The sequence below is a fragment of the Actinoplanes sp. NPDC048796 genome (assembly GCF_040650035.1).
GTDB lineage: Bacteria > Actinomycetota > Actinomycetes > Mycobacteriales > Micromonosporaceae > Actinoplanes.
Map to the genome: position 1 here is coordinate 169,440 of NZ_JBEZGO010000002.1, position 16,149 is coordinate 185,588.

At 74.2% G+C, this 16,149-nt stretch carries 8 protein-coding genes; 7 read left to right on the top strand and 1 reads right to left on the bottom strand.

Features of this window, described 5'->3' with window-relative positions:
• Positions 1-11: 11 nt before the first annotated feature.
• Positions 12-623, bottom strand: a complete 612-nt coding sequence (locus AB0C26_RS09095; protein WP_360244123.1) for a hypothetical protein — start codon at positions 621-623, stop codon at positions 12-14.
• A 162-nt stretch (positions 624-785) separates the two neighbouring features.
• Between AB0C26_RS09095 and AB0C26_RS09100 the strand changes: the two genes are divergently transcribed.
• The 7 genes from AB0C26_RS09100 to AB0C26_RS09130 all read left to right on the top strand — a co-directional run bounded on the left by AB0C26_RS09100 (position 786) and on the right by AB0C26_RS09130 (position 16,146).
• Positions 786-1,532 (top strand): alpha/beta fold hydrolase, encoded by a 747-nt coding sequence (locus AB0C26_RS09100; RefSeq protein ID WP_360244126.1) that lies wholly within the window; start codon positions 786-788, stop codon positions 1,530-1,532.
• 163 nt (positions 1,533-1,695) lie between these two features.
• On the top strand, positions 1,696-4,536 hold the full coding sequence (locus AB0C26_RS09105) for a BTAD domain-containing putative transcriptional regulator (protein WP_360244129.1): 2,841 nt from the start codon (positions 1,696-1,698) through the stop codon (positions 4,534-4,536).
• 83 nt (positions 4,537-4,619) lie between these two features.
• Entirely contained in the window at positions 4,620-6,011 is a 1,392-nt protein-coding gene (locus AB0C26_RS09110; protein WP_360244132.1) for a DUF6002 family protein, read from the top strand.
• A 10-nt stretch (positions 6,012-6,021) separates the two neighbouring features.
• Entirely contained in the window at positions 6,022-7,155 is a 1,134-nt protein-coding gene (locus tag AB0C26_RS09115; protein WP_360244135.1) for a GNAT family N-acetyltransferase, read from the top strand.
• A complete protein-coding gene (locus AB0C26_RS09120; RefSeq protein ID WP_360246494.1) occupies positions 7,140-8,045 on the top strand; it encodes an LLM class flavin-dependent oxidoreductase in 906 nt (301 codons plus the stop codon). Before AB0C26_RS09115 ends, AB0C26_RS09120 begins: the two co-directional genes overlap by 16 nt.
• Before the next feature lie 24 nt (positions 8,046-8,069).
• The gene (asnB, locus tag AB0C26_RS09125; protein WP_360244138.1) at positions 8,070-9,902 is read left to right on the top strand and encodes an asparagine synthase (glutamine-hydrolyzing); all 1,833 of its coding nucleotides are present in this window, start codon (positions 8,070-8,072) and stop codon (positions 9,900-9,902) included.
• 22 nt (positions 9,903-9,924) lie between these two features.
• On the top strand, positions 9,925-16,146 hold the full coding sequence (locus AB0C26_RS09130) for an amino acid adenylation domain-containing protein (protein WP_360244141.1): 6,222 nt from the start codon (positions 9,925-9,927) through the stop codon (positions 16,144-16,146).
• The last annotated feature ends 3 nt before the right edge of the window (positions 16,147-16,149 follow it).

The following is a 16,149-nucleotide window of genomic DNA, read 5'->3' on the forward strand; positions in this document are numbered from 1 at the left end:
CGGTGGGAGCGTCACGGCGCCACCTCGACCAGGCCGAGCTGTACGGCCTTGGCGACCGCCTGGATCCGGTCGGTGGCGCCGATGCGCAGGTAGAGCTGCCGGAGCCGGCGCTCGACGGTGCGGACACCCTGGTGCCGGGTGCGCGCCATGCGCTGCACCGTGGCGCCCTGCGCGAGCTCCTGCAGCAGGTGCAGCAGCTCGTCGTCGAGATCGATGGCCGGCCCGGGCGCGGTCGGGCCGACGAGCTGCGACCACCAGGTCGCGGGGACGAGGGCGTGTCCGTGCCGCGCCATCCGTACGGCGAAAAGCACCTCGGCCGGCGCGGCCCGCCGGTCGACGAAGGCGCGGACGCCGTGGACGCTGGCCAGCCGGGCCCAGCCCGGGCGGTGGGCCGGCACGAGCACCACGACGGTCGCCGTGCCGTGGGCCGCGCGCACCCGCTCCAGCAGCGTCAGGTGTTCCTCGGCGGCCACGGCCAGAACGACGACCAGATCGCTGACGCCGTCGGCCACGGCGTCGAGCGAAACGCCGGCGCGATAGCCGGCCGCGGCGCCGGCCTGGACGATGTGCCCCGACACGAGCGGGTCGGGGTCGAGCACCACCAGCGCCGGCCGCCCGGTCACGCGGTCACCGCCGGACAGCCGGCTCGGGGGCCGGCGCGGTGGTGACGGACTCCCGCCACCCTCGGCGGCGCCGGCGGACCGGCCCGTCCGCCGTGGGCACACTGGCGAGGTGACGCCGAATCGCCACGATCGGCGGGAACTCTCGCGAAAGCTGGAGGATTCATGACATCCCTTCCCTTGCTCTGTCTGCCGTACGCCGGCGCCGGCGCGTCCGCCTTCCGTGGCTGGAGCGCCTTCTGCGGCCCGGGCCTGGAGATCGTTCCGGTGCAGTTGCCGGGCCGGGAGGAGCTCATCGACGAGGAGCCGTACCGCGACGCCGGCCGGGCGGCCGACGGGCTGCTGCCGGGGATCCGCCGCCGGCTGGGCGACCACCGGGCCGTCGCCCTGTTCGGCCACAGCATGGGTGCTCTCCTGGCGTACGAGGTCGCGTGCCGGCTCGCCGCCCTGCCCGGGATGACGGTGTCGCTGCTCGTCGTCAGCGCGTCGCACGCGCCCGGCACGTCTCGGCGGCACACCGTCACGGGCTTGCCGGACGACGAATTCCTCGACGGGCTGCGGCGGTACGCCGGCTACTGGCCGGCGGCGCTCGACGATCCGGATTTCCGCGAGCTGATGTTGCCGGTGCTGCGGGCCGACGCCGAGTTGCACGAGCGCCATCGCCCGGATGGCGGGCGCCGCCTGTCGGCGCCGGTTCTGGCCGTACGGGGAGCCGACGACCCGATGGTGGAGCGGACCGAGACGGCCCGGTGGGCCGAGTGGACCAGTGGGCCGTTCACCTCGGCCGAGCTGCCCGGCGGTCACATGGATCTGGTGAACGATCCCGCCGCGCTGCTCCGCCTGATCTCGGACGCCGGCTCAGTACCAGGTGATGACGGACATCGAACTCCCTCCACGGCGTCGCTGCGCTGAACTACATGGCCCACTCGACACCGCGGGCCCATCGTCGCTCTATCGATGCCTTATCCGCCGCGGTCTCCGACCGATTAGTGAGATCCGTGTTTGTCGATCTCCACTCTGGATAGTGAGTGACCGGTCGACTTCATTCAGTGATCATCATCGGGGGTTCGTCACCGTGACAGGAGCCGACAGCGACATCCGTCTGCGTCTGCTGGGACCGCTGGAGGTCACCGGGCCGGCCGGTCCCGTGCCCGTCGTCGCGCCCCGCCGGCGGGCGATCCTGGCGATGTTGCTGCTCCGGGCCCGTTACGTCGTGCCGGTGGACCGGCTCATCGACGCCGTCTGGAGCGAGGCGCCGCCGGCCACGGCCAAGGCCCAGGTGCAGATCTGCATCTCGGCGCTGCGGCGGGTGCTGGAGGAGGCGGGGCTGCCCGGCGCGATCAAGACGCACTCCTCGGGATACATCGCTGACGTGTCCGACGACCACCTGGACGTCCGGGTGTTCGAGCGGTTGTGCCACGCCGCCGACGAGGCGGTCGCGGGCCAGGATCCGGCGCTCGCCGCCACGCTGCTCCAGCGCGGTCTGGCCCTGTTCCGGGGCGTTCCGCTGGACGGCCTGACCGGCGCCGTCCTCGAGTCGGCGGCCGCGCACCTCGCCGAGCAGCAGCTGGGCGCGACCGAGAAGCTGATCGACATCCGGCTGGCCGCCGGTGAGCACCGGGAGCTGGTCGGCGAGCTGACCGGGCTGGTCGCCGTCCACCCGCTGCGTGAGCGTTTCCGCGGTCAGCTCATGCGCGCCCTGGCCGGCTCCGGCCGTCCGGCCGAGGCACTGGAGGTCTACCGCTGCGGCCACCGGCTGTCGGTCGACGAGCTGGGCCTGGAACCGGGACCGGAACTACAGCACCTGCACCGCAACATCCTGGAGGGCAGTCAGGAGGATCGGCCCGCCGCCCCCGCGGTCCTGACCGTGACCGAGGAGCCGGCGACGCCTCGGCAGCTGCCCCTCGACGACCCGCACTTCTCCGGCCGGCGGCCCGAGCTCGAGCGGCTGTGCGCGCTGCTCTCCTCCGCCGGCACGCCCCGGGTCGCGGTCATCTCCGGGCGGGCCGGCGTGGGGAAGAGCGCACTCGCGGTCCGGGCGGCCCATGACCTGGCGGACGCCTACCCCGACGGGCAGCTTTACGCCACACTGGACGGTTCCAGCGCCCATCCCGCCTCGGCGGCCACCGTCCTGGACCGCTTCCTGCAGGCCCTCGGCGTCCCCGGCCCCGAGATCCCGAGCGGCACCGACGCGCGCGCGGCGATGTACCGCAGCCGCACCGCCGACCGGCGGATCCTGGTCGTCCTGGACGACGCCGGCAACGAGGAGCAGGTCCAGCCGCTGATCTCCACCGGCCCGCACTCCGCCACCGTGGTGACCAGCCGGTCCCGGCTGACCCTGCTGGGCGGCGCGGCGCAGCTCGACCTGGCACCGCTGGACCCGGCGGCCGGTCTCGAGCTGCTGCGGAAGGTGGCCGGCCGGAAGCCCGGCCGGGATCGGCCGGCCGACCTGACGCGGCTGGTCGAGCTCTGCGACGGCCTGCCCCTGGCGCTGCGCATCGCCGGCGCCCGGCTGGCCGCCCGGCCGCACTGGCCGGCCGCCGACCTGGTCTCCCGGATGGCGAACGACGACCGCCGGCTCGACGAGCTCGCCCACGGCGGCCTGGCGGTGCGCAGCGGCCTGGAAACGAGCTACGAGCTTCTCGCCGAGCCCGCGCGACACGCGTTCCGGCTGCTGAGCGGCGTGCGGATGACCGAGATCGCCAGCTGGTCGGCGGCGCCCCTGCTGGGCCTCGATCCCCTCGACGCCGAGGACGCCGTCGAGGCGCTGGTGGACGCGCAACTGGTCGGTACCCACGCCACGCCCACCTCGCTGGTGCGGTACCGGTTGCACGGGCTGACCGCCGACTACGCCCGGGAGCTGGCCCACGTGGAGGACGGCGCCGCCGAGCGCAGCGCCTCGATGCGCCGGCTGCTCTCCGCCACGATGTTCCTCGGACAGGAGGCACACCGCCGGCAGTACGGCGACCTCAGCCTGATCCACGGCACGGCGAAACGCCGGACGCTGCCGGCTCCGCTGGTCGACCGGCTTCTCGACCAGCCGATGCGCTGGTTGCAGGACGAGCGGCACCTGCTGGTGGCCGCGGTGCGCTGGGCACAGGCCGAAGGCCTCGACGAGCTCTGCTGGGATCTCGCCGTCACCGCCGCCACGCTGTTCGAGTGGGGCGGCTTCTTCGACGACTGGCAGCTCACCCACGACATCTCCCTGGACGCCGTGCGGGCGGCCGGCAACCAGCGCGGCGAGGCCATGCTCACGCACTCCATCGGCGCGCTCTACCTACGCCAGGACCGCCGGGCCGAGGCGCACAGCAAGATCATTGACGCCGTACGCCGGTTCAAGCAACTCGGCGACGACCACGGCCGGGCGCTGGCCCTGCGCAACCTGGCCCTCCTGGACCGGATGGCCGGCGACCGCGGGTCCGCGATGCGGCACAACGAGAGCGCGCTGACCGCGCTCCGCGTCGCCGGCGACCGGGCGGCCGAGGCCGATGTGCTCACCAACATGGCGCAACTGAACATCGACGTCAGCCAGAACGCCGAGGCCGAGCAGCTGATCAAGGCCGCCCTCGGCGCCATCCGAGGTCTGGACAGCACCCGGGTGCACGCCCAGGTGATGTACCGGTACGGCGAGCTGTGCCGGCGGCAGGGCCGGCTGGACGACGCCGACCGCGCGTTCGAGGACGTGCTGACCACGGTGCGCGGGGACGGCGACCAGAACGGCGAGGCGTACGCCCTGTACGGCCTGGGCCTGAACGAGCTGCGCCGGGACCACCGCCACGCGGCGGAGACGCTGTTGCGGCGGGCCAGCACGCTGGCCGGGCCGCGGGGTACCCGGCGCATCGAGGCCCGCATCAACTCCACACTGGAAACCGTGTCGCGGCCCGCGCCCGGCCGGATGGCCGCCTCCCGCAAATAGGTGCGCCGATAGCCGGGCGATGGGACCGCCCGGTTCCCTGAAAGCGATAAGCACCACCGATCGCTGGAAGGGAGTTGGTGGACATGCAGCCCACCTTGGCGAGCTCGGCACCGACGGAAGTCGGCTTCACTTCCCCACTCATCAGGTACTACCAAGGCGTACGCGCCGCCGCCCGGCAGGTCGTCCGGGAACGCGACGGGGCGCCGTCCCCGACGGTGAGTTTCGACCTCCCCCCGCTCGACGAGCGCCTGCGGCGCTACTTCGATCAGCCGGGCGTCACGCTCGCCCCGATCGGAGCGGAGCGCGGCCGGTCGCTCTGGATGCTGAACCTGATGGGCGACCCCGAGACCCGTACCACCAAGACCCTGGCCTCACTGGTCATGGTCGCCCGGGCCGCGCATCACATCGACCGGACCGGCGAGGGCGTCCTGATCGTCACGCCGTCCTCGGCGAACAAGGCCACCGCCCTGCGCGCCGCCGTCGGCCGCGCCTACCGCACCGGGCTGGCCACGCCGGAGCAGCTGCGCATCGTCGCCGTCGCCCCCGCCACCTCGGCGGCCAAGCTACGGGCCGGCGACCTGTCGGCCGACGCCCACCTGCGGGCGGCGAACCCGTTCGTGCTCGCCGACGTGGACCACCCCGCGAACGTCAAGCAGCTCGCCCGGGAAGCGGTCGACATGTGCGCCGCCGAGATCCTGGCCGGCACCGGCTTCCGCACGTGGTACTCGCTCGACATCGACAACTACCGCATCGCCGACTCCGTCCGCGCCTTCGTCGAGGCCGAGACGATGCCGCTCACCCGGGCCAGCCGCCCCCGCCTGCACGCGCACGCGGTCTCCAGCGCGTACGGCCTGCTGGGTTACCACCTCGGCTGGCGGCTGCTCTCCTCCGGCGCGTACGCCGACCTGGCCACGCCGGCGTCGCACCCCGGATTCTTCCTGGTGCAGCAGCTGGCCACCCCGGACATGGTGCTGAGCCTGCGGTACGGCGACACGTCGCACTCGCGCATCCCGGAGTACCGGCGCGACGGCGACCGCTGGCGGCAGAGCGCCGATCCGGCGTTCCCGGCCGTCACCGACGACCCGCACGAGGTGCTGGACCGCACGTTCTACACGACGAACCCGCCGACCTGTTCGCAGATCGACCAGATCGTCGCCCGGCACGGCGGAGGCGGCGTCGTGGTCTCACGCCGCGAATGCCTGGACCGGTACGACTGCGTACGGCAGCTCTGCGCCGAGGCGGGCGTACGGCTGCCGTCCGACCCGGCCGACATCCGCGAGTGGTCCATCGTCAAGGCGCTCACCGGAATCCTCGTCGGCATCGAACGCGGCTTCATCGCCGAGGGCACCGACGTCGTCGTGCACGGGTCGGGCTTCTACACCGACGCGCTGCTGCCGCCTCTGCCCGAGGAGCACGTCCGGCGGCTCAGCCGGGCCACCGAACTGGCGGCCGTCATGCGCACCGCCGCGAGCTAGGCGGCGCGGCGTGACTCTCTCCCGCTGGGCCGTACGAGCCCGCCACCGCTGGCACCACAGCACCCACCCCGCCCTGGCCACCGGCCACCACCTCATCGACCTGGCCCGGACGCCGTCGCCGCTCGTGGCCAGCGCCGGCGGCGACGGGCCCACGCTCGCGTACGGCGGCCTGGCCGACGGCCTGGTGCACGTGCTGCCCTTCCTCGAGAGCCGCCGGACGGCGCCCGCCCAGCGGCTCGGTGACGAGCCGGCCGGCGCCGACCTGGTCGCCCTCGGCTGCGGAGAGGCACAGGCGTTCGCCCTGCCGGCGGACCGGTCGCTGGTCCTGCCGATGCGGGTGCACCTCGTGGTGCCGCTGCCGGCCGACCCCGGCGACGTCGTACGGCGGGTCTCCCGCAAGGACCGCCAGCAACACGCCCGCGGCTGCGACCGCTTCGGCTGGCGGCTGGAGGAGGGCACCACCGTCGCCGACTTCACCGAGTTCTACCACCGGTTCCACCTGCCGACGATGCGGGTGCGGCACGGCGAGCGGACCCGGTCCGCGCCCGTGGACGAGGCGTACGAATGCCTCTTCCGCCGGGGACGGCTGTTCTTCCTCACCGCGCGGGGCCGGCGCGTCGCCGGGATGCTGTGCGTGGTCGACCAGCGGGGACGCCGTGTCGTCTCGCGGCTGGCCGGGGTCCAGGACGGCGCCGCCGAGCACTACCGGTCCGGGGTCTACATGGCGCTGCACGTCCTGATCCTGCAGTGGGCCGCACGGCAGGGCCTGGCCACCGCCGACCTCTCCGGCTGCGAGCCCTTCCTCAGCAAGGGCATCTTCCAGTTCAAACGGAAGCTGCACCCGACCGTGACCGTCCCGGCCACCCACTTCGGCCGCAAGCGGCTCTGGCTGCGGGTCGAGCGCGACGGCCCGGCCGTGCGGGACTTCCTGGTGGCCAATCCCCCGATGGTGATCGACCGCCGGCAGCGGATGCGGGCGGTGTACTTCCACGACCGGTCGCGACCGCCGCGGCTCGATCTGCGCTGGCAGACGCCCGGCCTGGACGACGGCGTCCTGGTCGATCTCGACGAATTCCTGGCCTCCGGCGCCCCGCCGATGGCCACGACCGCACCGGGGAGGGCAGAGCCATCCGCGTCGGACTGATGATTTTGCCGGCCACCTCATGGGACACCGCCCGGGCGCAGTGGCGCCGGGCCGAGGAGCTCGGCTTCGCCCACGCCTGGACCTACGACCACGTCGTCTGGCGGGACATGCCCGACCGGCCGTGGTTCGCGGCGACGCCCACCCTGGCCGCCGCGGCGGCCGCCACCAGCACCCTGCCGCTGGGCACGCTCGTCGCCACTCCGAACTTCCGGCATCCCGTCGTGCTGGCCAAGGAGGCCATGACGCTCGACGACATCTCCGGCGGCCGCTTCGTCCTCGGCGTGGGCGCCGGCGGCGGCGGCGCGGACGCCCGGGTCCTCGGCAACGCCGTACCGCTGCCCCGGGCCCGGCAGGACCGCTTCGAGGAGTTCGTCGAGCTGCTGGACCTGTTGCTCCGCCAGCCCGTCACCTCGTACCGGGGCCGGCACTACCAGGCCGACGAGGTGCACATGCTTCCCGGCTGCCGCCGGCGGCCGCGGATGCCGATCGCGGTGGCCGCCGGCGGACCGCGCGGCATCCGGCTCGCCGCGGCCGTCGCCGACATCTGGATAACCAACGGCACGGTGGCCCGGCCCGGGCTGGAGCCGCCCGTCACCACACCCGAGGTCGTGGCCGGTCAGGTTCGGCAGCTGCGGGACGCCTGCGCCCGCCGGGGCCGCGACCCGGACGGCGTCCGCCGGCTGCTGAACCTGGCCGACCGGGACCGCTCGCCGTTCGTGTCGGTCGACGCTTTCGCCGAGACCGTCCAGCGGTACGCCGCGGCCGGCATCACCGACCTGGTGGTGCCCTATCCCCGGGCGGAACCGCCCTTCGCCGGCAGCACCGCCGTACTCGAACGGGTCGCGGCCGAGGTGCTGCCCGCACTCCAGACCGCGACGAGCGCGGCCTGACCACAAGCTCGGAAGGAGACGCACATGTGCGGTCTGGTCGGATGGGTGGACTTCGGCGAGGACTTGTTCCGGCACGGGCGGGTCGTCGCCGCGATGACCGCCACCATGAGCAACCGGGGCCCGGACGACGAGGGCACCTGGCTGGGCCGGCACGCCGCGCTCGGTCACCGGCGCCTCGCGATCGTCGATCCCGGTGGCGGTGCGCAGCCGATGGTCGCGCACCGATCCGGCGAGGGAAAGCCGGTGGTCCTCGCGTACAGCGGCGAGATCTACAACCACGAGGAGCTCCGCGCCGAATTGCGCGGCCGCGGGCACGTCTTCCGCACCCGCTCCGACACCGAGGTCGTGCTCCGGGCGTACCTGCAGTGGGGAGGCGAATGCGCGGACCGGCTCAACGGCATCTTCGCCTTCGCGGTGTGGGACGGCGACCGCGAGGAGATGGTGCTGATCCGCGACCGGCTCGGCGTCAAACCGCTCTACTACCACGCGTACGACGACGGGATGCTGTTCGCCTCGGAACCCAAGGGGATCCTGGCCAACCCCCGCTTCCGCGCCCGGACCCGCGAGGACATGCTGCCGGTCCTGTTCAACTCCCGCCTGGCCATGCCCGACGAGACACCGCTGATCGGCCTGCACCAGGTTCATCCGGGGCAGGTGCTGCGGTTCGACCGGTCCGGTGTCCACAAACACCAGTACTGGGAGCTCGTCTCGCACGAGCACCCGGACGACGAGGCCACGACCGTGAAGACGGTCCGGGAACTGCTCGAGGACGTCGTCAGCCGGCAGCTGGTGGCCGACGTGCCGATCGGCACGCTGCTCTCCGGCGGCCTCGACTCCAGTGTGATCACCGCGCTGGCGGCGCGCCTGAGGCGGCAGTCCGACCAGGGCGACGTCCGCGCCTTCGCCGTCGACTTCACCGGGGCGGAGGACGACTTCCGGTCGACCCCGCTGCGCCCCGAGCGGGACACCCCGTACGCCCGGCTGGCCGCCCGTCACCTCTCGGTGCCGTACACCGAGGTGGTGCTGGACCCGGCGTCGTTCCCCGGCGTGCACGAGCAGACCCTGCTGGCCCGCGACCTGCCGGCGCTGGGCCAGTTCGACCAGTCGCTCTACCAGTTCTTCGGCGCGGTGCGCGAACAGTCGACGGCGGTGCTGTCGGGCGAGGCCGCCGACGAGATCTTCGGCGGCTATCCGTGGTTCATGCGGCCGGAGACCGTCTCCGCCGACACCTTCCCGTGGCTGGGCAACGCACCCCGGCTGACCGACTGCCTGAACGACGGCGTCCGCCGGCGCATCCGGCCCGAGGACGCCGAACGGGACCGGTACCGGACGATGCTGGCGCGCGTGCCCCGGCTGGCCGGCGAGACCGGCCTGCGGGCCCGCATGCGCGAGGTGCTCTTCCTGAGCATGCAGGGACCGCTGACCTACCTGCTCGACCGCAAGGACCGGATGAGCATGGCGGTCGGGCTGGAGGTCCGGGTGCCGTTCTGCGACCACCGGCTCGTCGAGTACCTGTGGAACGTCCCCTGGGACATGAAGGTGTCGGACGGGCGGGAGAAGACGCTGCTGCGCGCCGCGGCCGGCGACCTGCTGCCCGCGCAGACCCTCGAGCGGCGCAAGAGCGGCTATCCGGCGACGTTCGCGCCGGCCTACGCCGCGGCGGTGAACGACCAGCTGACGGCGCTGCTCGACGACCCGGCGGCGCCGCTGCGGGATCTGCTCGACGCCGACCGGGTCCGCGCGCTCGCCGGCCGGGGCGGGCAGACCCTCACCTTCGCCAGCGCCGAGCATCTGCTCACCCCGCTGCTGGAGGTCAACGCATGGATGACCAGGTACAACGTCGAACTGGTCGGCTGACGGCCCGGCGAGGAGGAATCACATGACTGTCCAAACCCGGCCCGACGTGACCATGCTGCCCGAGCTGATCCACGCGCGGGTCGACACCACACCGCAGGCGACCGCTGTCGTCTGCGGCGACCGCCGGCTCAGCTACGCCGAACTGTGGCACCGCGCCGGGATCACGGCCACCCGGCTGCGCCGGGCCGGGGCCCGGCCCGGCCAGCGCGTCGCGGTGTGCCTCGACCGGGACATCGAGCTCCTGGTGACGCTCCTGGGCATTCTGCGGGCCGGCGCCGCCTACCTGCCCCTGGACCCCGAGCACCCGGCCGAGCGGCTGGCCGGCACCGTCGAGGACTCCGGCGCCTCACTGATCGTGGCCCGCGGCGTGCCCTCGTGGCTGCCCGACGGGGTCCGCACCCTGTCGCCCGACGCGACCGCCGAGCCGGCGGCCGACGGCCCCGGCCCGGTCACCGGGGCCCATCCGGCCTACACCATCTACACCTCCGGATCCACCGGGCGGCCCAAGGGCGTGGTCATCTCGCATCGGGCCCTCGCCAACTTCATGCGGTCCATGCAGGAGAGCCTGCCGCTCGGCGAAGGCTCCACGATGGCCGCCGTGACGACGGTGTCGTTCGACATCGCCGCGCTCGAGCTGTTCCTGCCGTTGCTCTGCGGCGCCCGCGTCGTGATCGCCCGGGCCGCGGAGGCCACCGACCCGGTCGCGCTGGCCGCGCTGATGGAACGCCACGGCGCCACCGCCATGCAGGCGACCCCGGCGACCTGGCAGATGCTGCGCTCGATCGGATGGCGGGCGCCGGAGGGCTTCCTGCTGCTCTGCGGCGGCGAACGCCTTCCGGCCGACCTCGGCGCGTGGCTGACGTCGTTCCCCGGCGGCCAGGCCTGGGACCTGTACGGCCCCACCGAGACGACGATCTGGTCGACCGCGGCCCGTCTCGGCCCGGGCGGCCGCGTGGCGCACTGGGCGCCGCTGCTCAACACCGACATCCGGATCCTCGACGAGAAGCTGGCCCCGGTGGCCGGCGGCGAGGCCGGGGAGCTGTGCATCGGCGGCGACGGGCTCGCCGACGGGTACGTCGACCGGCCCGATCTGACCGCCGACAAGTTCCGGCCCGACCCGTACGCGGACCGGCCCGGCGGGCGGCTCTACCGCACCGGCGACCTGGCCCGGCGGCGCCGGGACGGCAGCGTCGAGATCATCGACCGGATCGACAACCAGGTCAAGATCCGGGGCTACCGGGTCGAACTGGGCGAGATCGAGGCCGCGCTCGCCGCACACGCCGGCGTCGGCCAGGCCGTGGTCCACCCCGTCACAGGGGCCGCCGGCGGGAAGCTCCTCGCCGCGTACGTCATACCCACCGGAACCCCGCCGGACCCCGCCGAGCTGACCGCGTGGCTGGCGGCGAAGCTACCGGCGTACATGCTGCCGGCCCGCTACACCACGGTCGCGGCCTTCCCGCTCACCGGCAACGGCAAGATCGACAGGAAGGCCCTGGCCGACCTTCCGGCCGCTCCGGCCGGCCGGCCGTACGCCCCGCCGCGGAGCCCGGTCGAGCGGGCCGTCGCCGCAGTGTGGTCGGAGGTGCTGGGCCACGCCGACGCCGGCCTCGACGACGACTTCCTGGAGCTGGGCGGCACCTCCCTGGCCGCCGCGCGGATGCTGGGCGCGCTACGGGAACGGCTGGACGCCGAGGTTCCGATGGCGCTGCTGCTCGAGCACGTCACCCTGCGCGAGCAGGCGGCGGCCATCACCCGGATCCTCGCCGAGCCGGGGCACGCGCCGGCCGGCGGCGCCGCGATCCCCCGGGCCGACCGGAGCCGCCCGATCCCGCTGTCCCCCGCGCAGCAGCGGCTGTGGTTCGCGGCGCAGCTGCGCGACACGCAGGCCACCGACCACACCGAGATCCGGTGGCGGGTGCGCGGCACCCTCGACCTGCCGGCCCTGCGGCAGGCCCTCGAACGGGTGGCGGACCGGCACGAGATCCTGCGCACGGTGTTCCCGGCCGGGCCGGACGGCCGGCCCCATCAGCGGATCCTGGACGACCCCGCCGCCGGGTTCGCCTTCCGCGTGAGCCGGGACGAGCACTCGGCGGATCCGCTCGACGCCGCCCTGCGCGCGCCCTTCGACCCGGCCCACGGACCGCTCATGCGTGTCGACGTCGCGGTGTGCGGCCCGGACGAGCACCTGCTGCAGATCCAGTGGCACCACCTCGTCTTCGACGGGGTGTCCACCGAGCTCTTCCGGGCCGAGCTCGCCGCCGCGTACACGGCCGTGACGGCCGGGAACCCGGAGCGTCGCGCGCCGCTGCCGCTGCAGCACGCCGACGCGTCCGCGTGGCTGTGCGCCGCCGAGCCCGCCGATGCCGGCGTCGAGGAGTACTGGCGAGGACGGCTGTCCGGGCTGCCCGCCCTCACCACCCTGCCGCCCGACCGGCCCCGGCCGGCCACGCCCACCGGCGCCGGCGCCCGCCTGTGGCGGGAGCTGCCGGCGGAACTGGTCACCGGCCTGACCGCGACGGCGGCCCGGCACCGGCTCACCCCGTACATGGCCCTGCTGGCCGGGTTCGGCGTCACCCTGTCCCGCTACTGCGGCAGCCACGACGTCGTCGTCGGATCGCCGGTCACGGACCGGGACCACGCCGATCTCCAGCCGCTGATCGGGTTCTTCCTCAACACCCTGGTGCTGAGGCTCGAGGCCGACGGCGCGGCCTCCGTGCGGGACTACCTGGCCGGGGTACGCCGGACCGCGATCGGCGCTTTCGGCCACGCGAGCATGCCGTTCGACCGTCTGGTGGAGACGGTCCGGCCGGAGCGCTCCGGCGCGTACCATCCGCTGTTCCAGGTGCTCTTCAACCACGACGCCGCCGACCTCGACGGCCCCGGCCTGCCCGGCCTGCGGCTGACCGAGGAGCCGGTCGACCCGGGCGCCGCCCGGTTCGACCTGGCGGTCACCGTGCGCACCGCCGGCGGCGTGCCCGCCCGGGTCGAGTTCGAGTACGCCACCGACCTGTTCGACCGCGCGACCGTCGACCGCTTCGCGGACCACTACCTGCGCCTGCTGACCGCGCTGGCCGCGGCCGCGCCGGAGGACCCGCTCGACGCGCTGCCGATGCTGACCGCCGAGGACGAGGCCGGCCTGCGGCCCCATCACGCCCCGCCGCCGCGCCGTTCGGCCGGGCGGCGCGTGCACGACCTCGTCCGGGCCTGGGTGTCGCGGACCCCGGACGCGGTGGCGGTCTCGGCCGACGGCGCCGACGTGACCTACGCCGAGCTGGACCGTCGCGCGAACCGGCTGGCCCATCGGCTCCGCGGCCACGGCATGCCGGCCGGCGCGGTCGTCGGCACGCATCTGACGCCCGGCGCCGACCTGGTCGTCGCGATGCTGGCCGTGCTCAAGGCGGGTGGGGCGTACCTGCCGCTCGATCCGGCCCAACCGGCCGAACGGCGCCGGACGATGATCGAGGACGCCGGATGCCGGTTCCTGGTCGGCGCGCCACCGCCCGCCGGCGCCGGACCCGATCTCGTCGTGCTGCCGGCCGCCGAGCCCGGCCCGGGCGACGAGCCCGACACCGAGCCGGCGACCGATTGCCGGCCGGACGACCTGGCGTACGTGCTCTACACCTCCGGCTCCACCGGCGCCCCCAAGGGCGTGGCCATGCCGCACCTCGCGCTCGTCGATCTGATCGACTGGCACATCCGGCAGCAGCTGGCCGGTGTCCGCACCGCCCAGCTCGCGGCGATCAGCTTCGACGTCAGTTTCCAGGAGATCTTCATTCCGCTGGCCAGCGGCGGCACGGTGGTGATGGCGCCGGCCGCGATACGCGGCGAGCCGGATCGGATCGCCGCGTGGCTCGCCGCCGCCGGCGTCGCCCAGCTCATCACCACACCGACCATGCTGGAGCAGCTCTGCCGCTCCTGGCGGGAGCAGCCGGCCGGCACGCCGCCCCGGCTGGCCGAGGTGACGGTGGCCGGCGAGCAGTTCGCGCCGACCGCCACTGTGATCAAGGTGCTGGGCACGGCGGACGTGACCGTGCACAACCAGTACGGACCCGCGGAGACGCATTGCGTGACCGCCCACCGCTGCTCCGGCCTGCGCGAGTCCATGTCACCGCCGATCGGCCGGGCCGTACCGGGAAAGCGGATCTACCTGCTCGACCGCCTCCTGCGACCGGTGCCCCCGGGCCTTCCCGGCGAGATCTTCATCGGCGGCGAAGGCATCGCCCGCGGCTACTTCGCCCGCCCCGGGCTCACCGCCGAGCGCTTCCTCCCCGACCCCTTCACCGACCGGCCCGGCGGTCGCATGTACCGCACCGGCGACGTGGCCCGGCGCGACCGCGACGGCCTCCTGCACTTCCTCGGCCGGGCCGACCGGCAGATCAAGATCCGGGGCGTACGCGTGGAGCCCGCCGAGGTGGAGGCCGCCCTGGTCACTCATCCCCGGGTACGGGCGGCCGCGGTCGTGGCGTCCGAGGCCGGGCCGGGCGACCGGCGGCTCGCCGCCTACGTCGTCCCGGCCGGTGACGACAGTGTCGACCCGGCCGGCCTCGACGGCTGGCTGGCCCGCACGCTGCCCCGGTACATGATCCCCTCCGGCTATCTCGCCGTGACCGCGTTGCCCACCACGGTCAGCGGCAAGCTGGACCGGGCGGCCCTGCCGCCGTTCCCGTGGCACACCCGGGCGGCCGAACCGGTCGCGCCGCGCACCGACGCGGAACGCCGTGTCGCCGAGATCTGGGCGGACGCCCTCCAGGTGCCCACGGTCGGTGTGCACGACAACTTCTTCGCCATCGGCGGCCATTCGCTGCTGGCCGCCCGGCTGGCGGCCCGGCTCCGGGAGCGGATCGGGGCAGTGTCGATCCGCGACATCTTCGAGGCGCCCACGGTGGCCGAGCTGGCCCGGCGGGCGACGGCCGGCCCGGCCGTGGGGCAGGCCGTCGAGGACGCGCCACGGCCGGTGCCCCGGGACACGGCCCTGCCGTTGTCCTACGCCCAGCAGCGGCTGTGGTTCCTCGACCAGCTGCATCCGGGCGCCACCGACTACCACCTCGGCTGGGCGCTGCGGCTCCGCGGCCCCCTCGACGTGACGGCCCTGCGCCGGGCCCTGGGCCGCATCGTCGAACGCCACGAGATCCTCCGCACGGGCTACCCCGCCGCCGGTGGACTGCCCGCGCAGGAGGTGCTGCCGCCGGCGCCGGTCGAGCTGCCGACACACCCGGTGACCGGCGCGGCGGGGCTGGACGAGGCGATCCGGCGCGAGTGCGCCCGCCCGTTCGACCTCGCCGCCGGCCGGGTGTTCCGGGCGGCGCTGCTGCGTACCGGTCCGGCGGAACACGTCCTGGTGGGCGTGGCGCACCACATCGCGGCCGACGGATGGTCCCTGGCCGTCGTCGACCGCGAGCTGGCGGCCGGCTACGAGGAGGCCGTCACCGGGCGTCCGGCGGCCGAGACACCACTGCCGGTGCAGTACGGCGACTACGCGGCCTGGGAACAGCAACGGCGGACGCCCCGCTCGCTCGCGCCCGATCTGGACTACTGGCGGACGGCCCTCGCCGGTGTGCGCCCCCTGTCGCTGGGAGACCGCCGGTCCGCCGGCCCGCCCGGCGCGGCCGGGGTCGAGACGTTCCGCCTCGATCCGGCGGACACCACCGCGCTCGACGAGCTGGCCGCCGACCGGCAGGCCACCCTGTTCATGGTCCTCGCCTCCGCCTTCGCCCTGGTGCTGGGCAAGCGTGCCGGAACCGACGACGTGACGGTCGGCGTCCCGGTGGCCGGGCGTGACGTTCCGGGGGTCGCCGACCTGGTCGGCTGCTTCGTCAACACCGTGGTGCTGCGCACGCGGCTGCGCCCGGCCGAGCCGTACGCCGACCTGCTGGACCGGACCCGGCGCGCCGCGACCGAGATGTACCAGCGCCAGCACGTGCCCTTCGATCTGGTGGTACGCCACGTCGCGCCGCGACGCGAGGCCGCGCACAACCCGCTCTTCGACGCCATGATCAGCTTGACCGAGGAGTCCCGGCTGTCACTGCCGGGCCTGGCGGTCACGCCGGTGCCGGTGCCGGGGACCGACGCCTCCTTCGCGCTCGACCTGCGGGCCGAGAGGCGATCCGACGGCTCGCTGCACGGCGAGCTGGAATACGACACCGCCCGGTTCTCCGCGGCGGCCGCGGCCCGGATCGCCGCGCAGTACCAGCGGATCCTGCGGACCATCGGGCGCGACCCCCGGCTCGCCGCCGGGCGACTGTGAGGA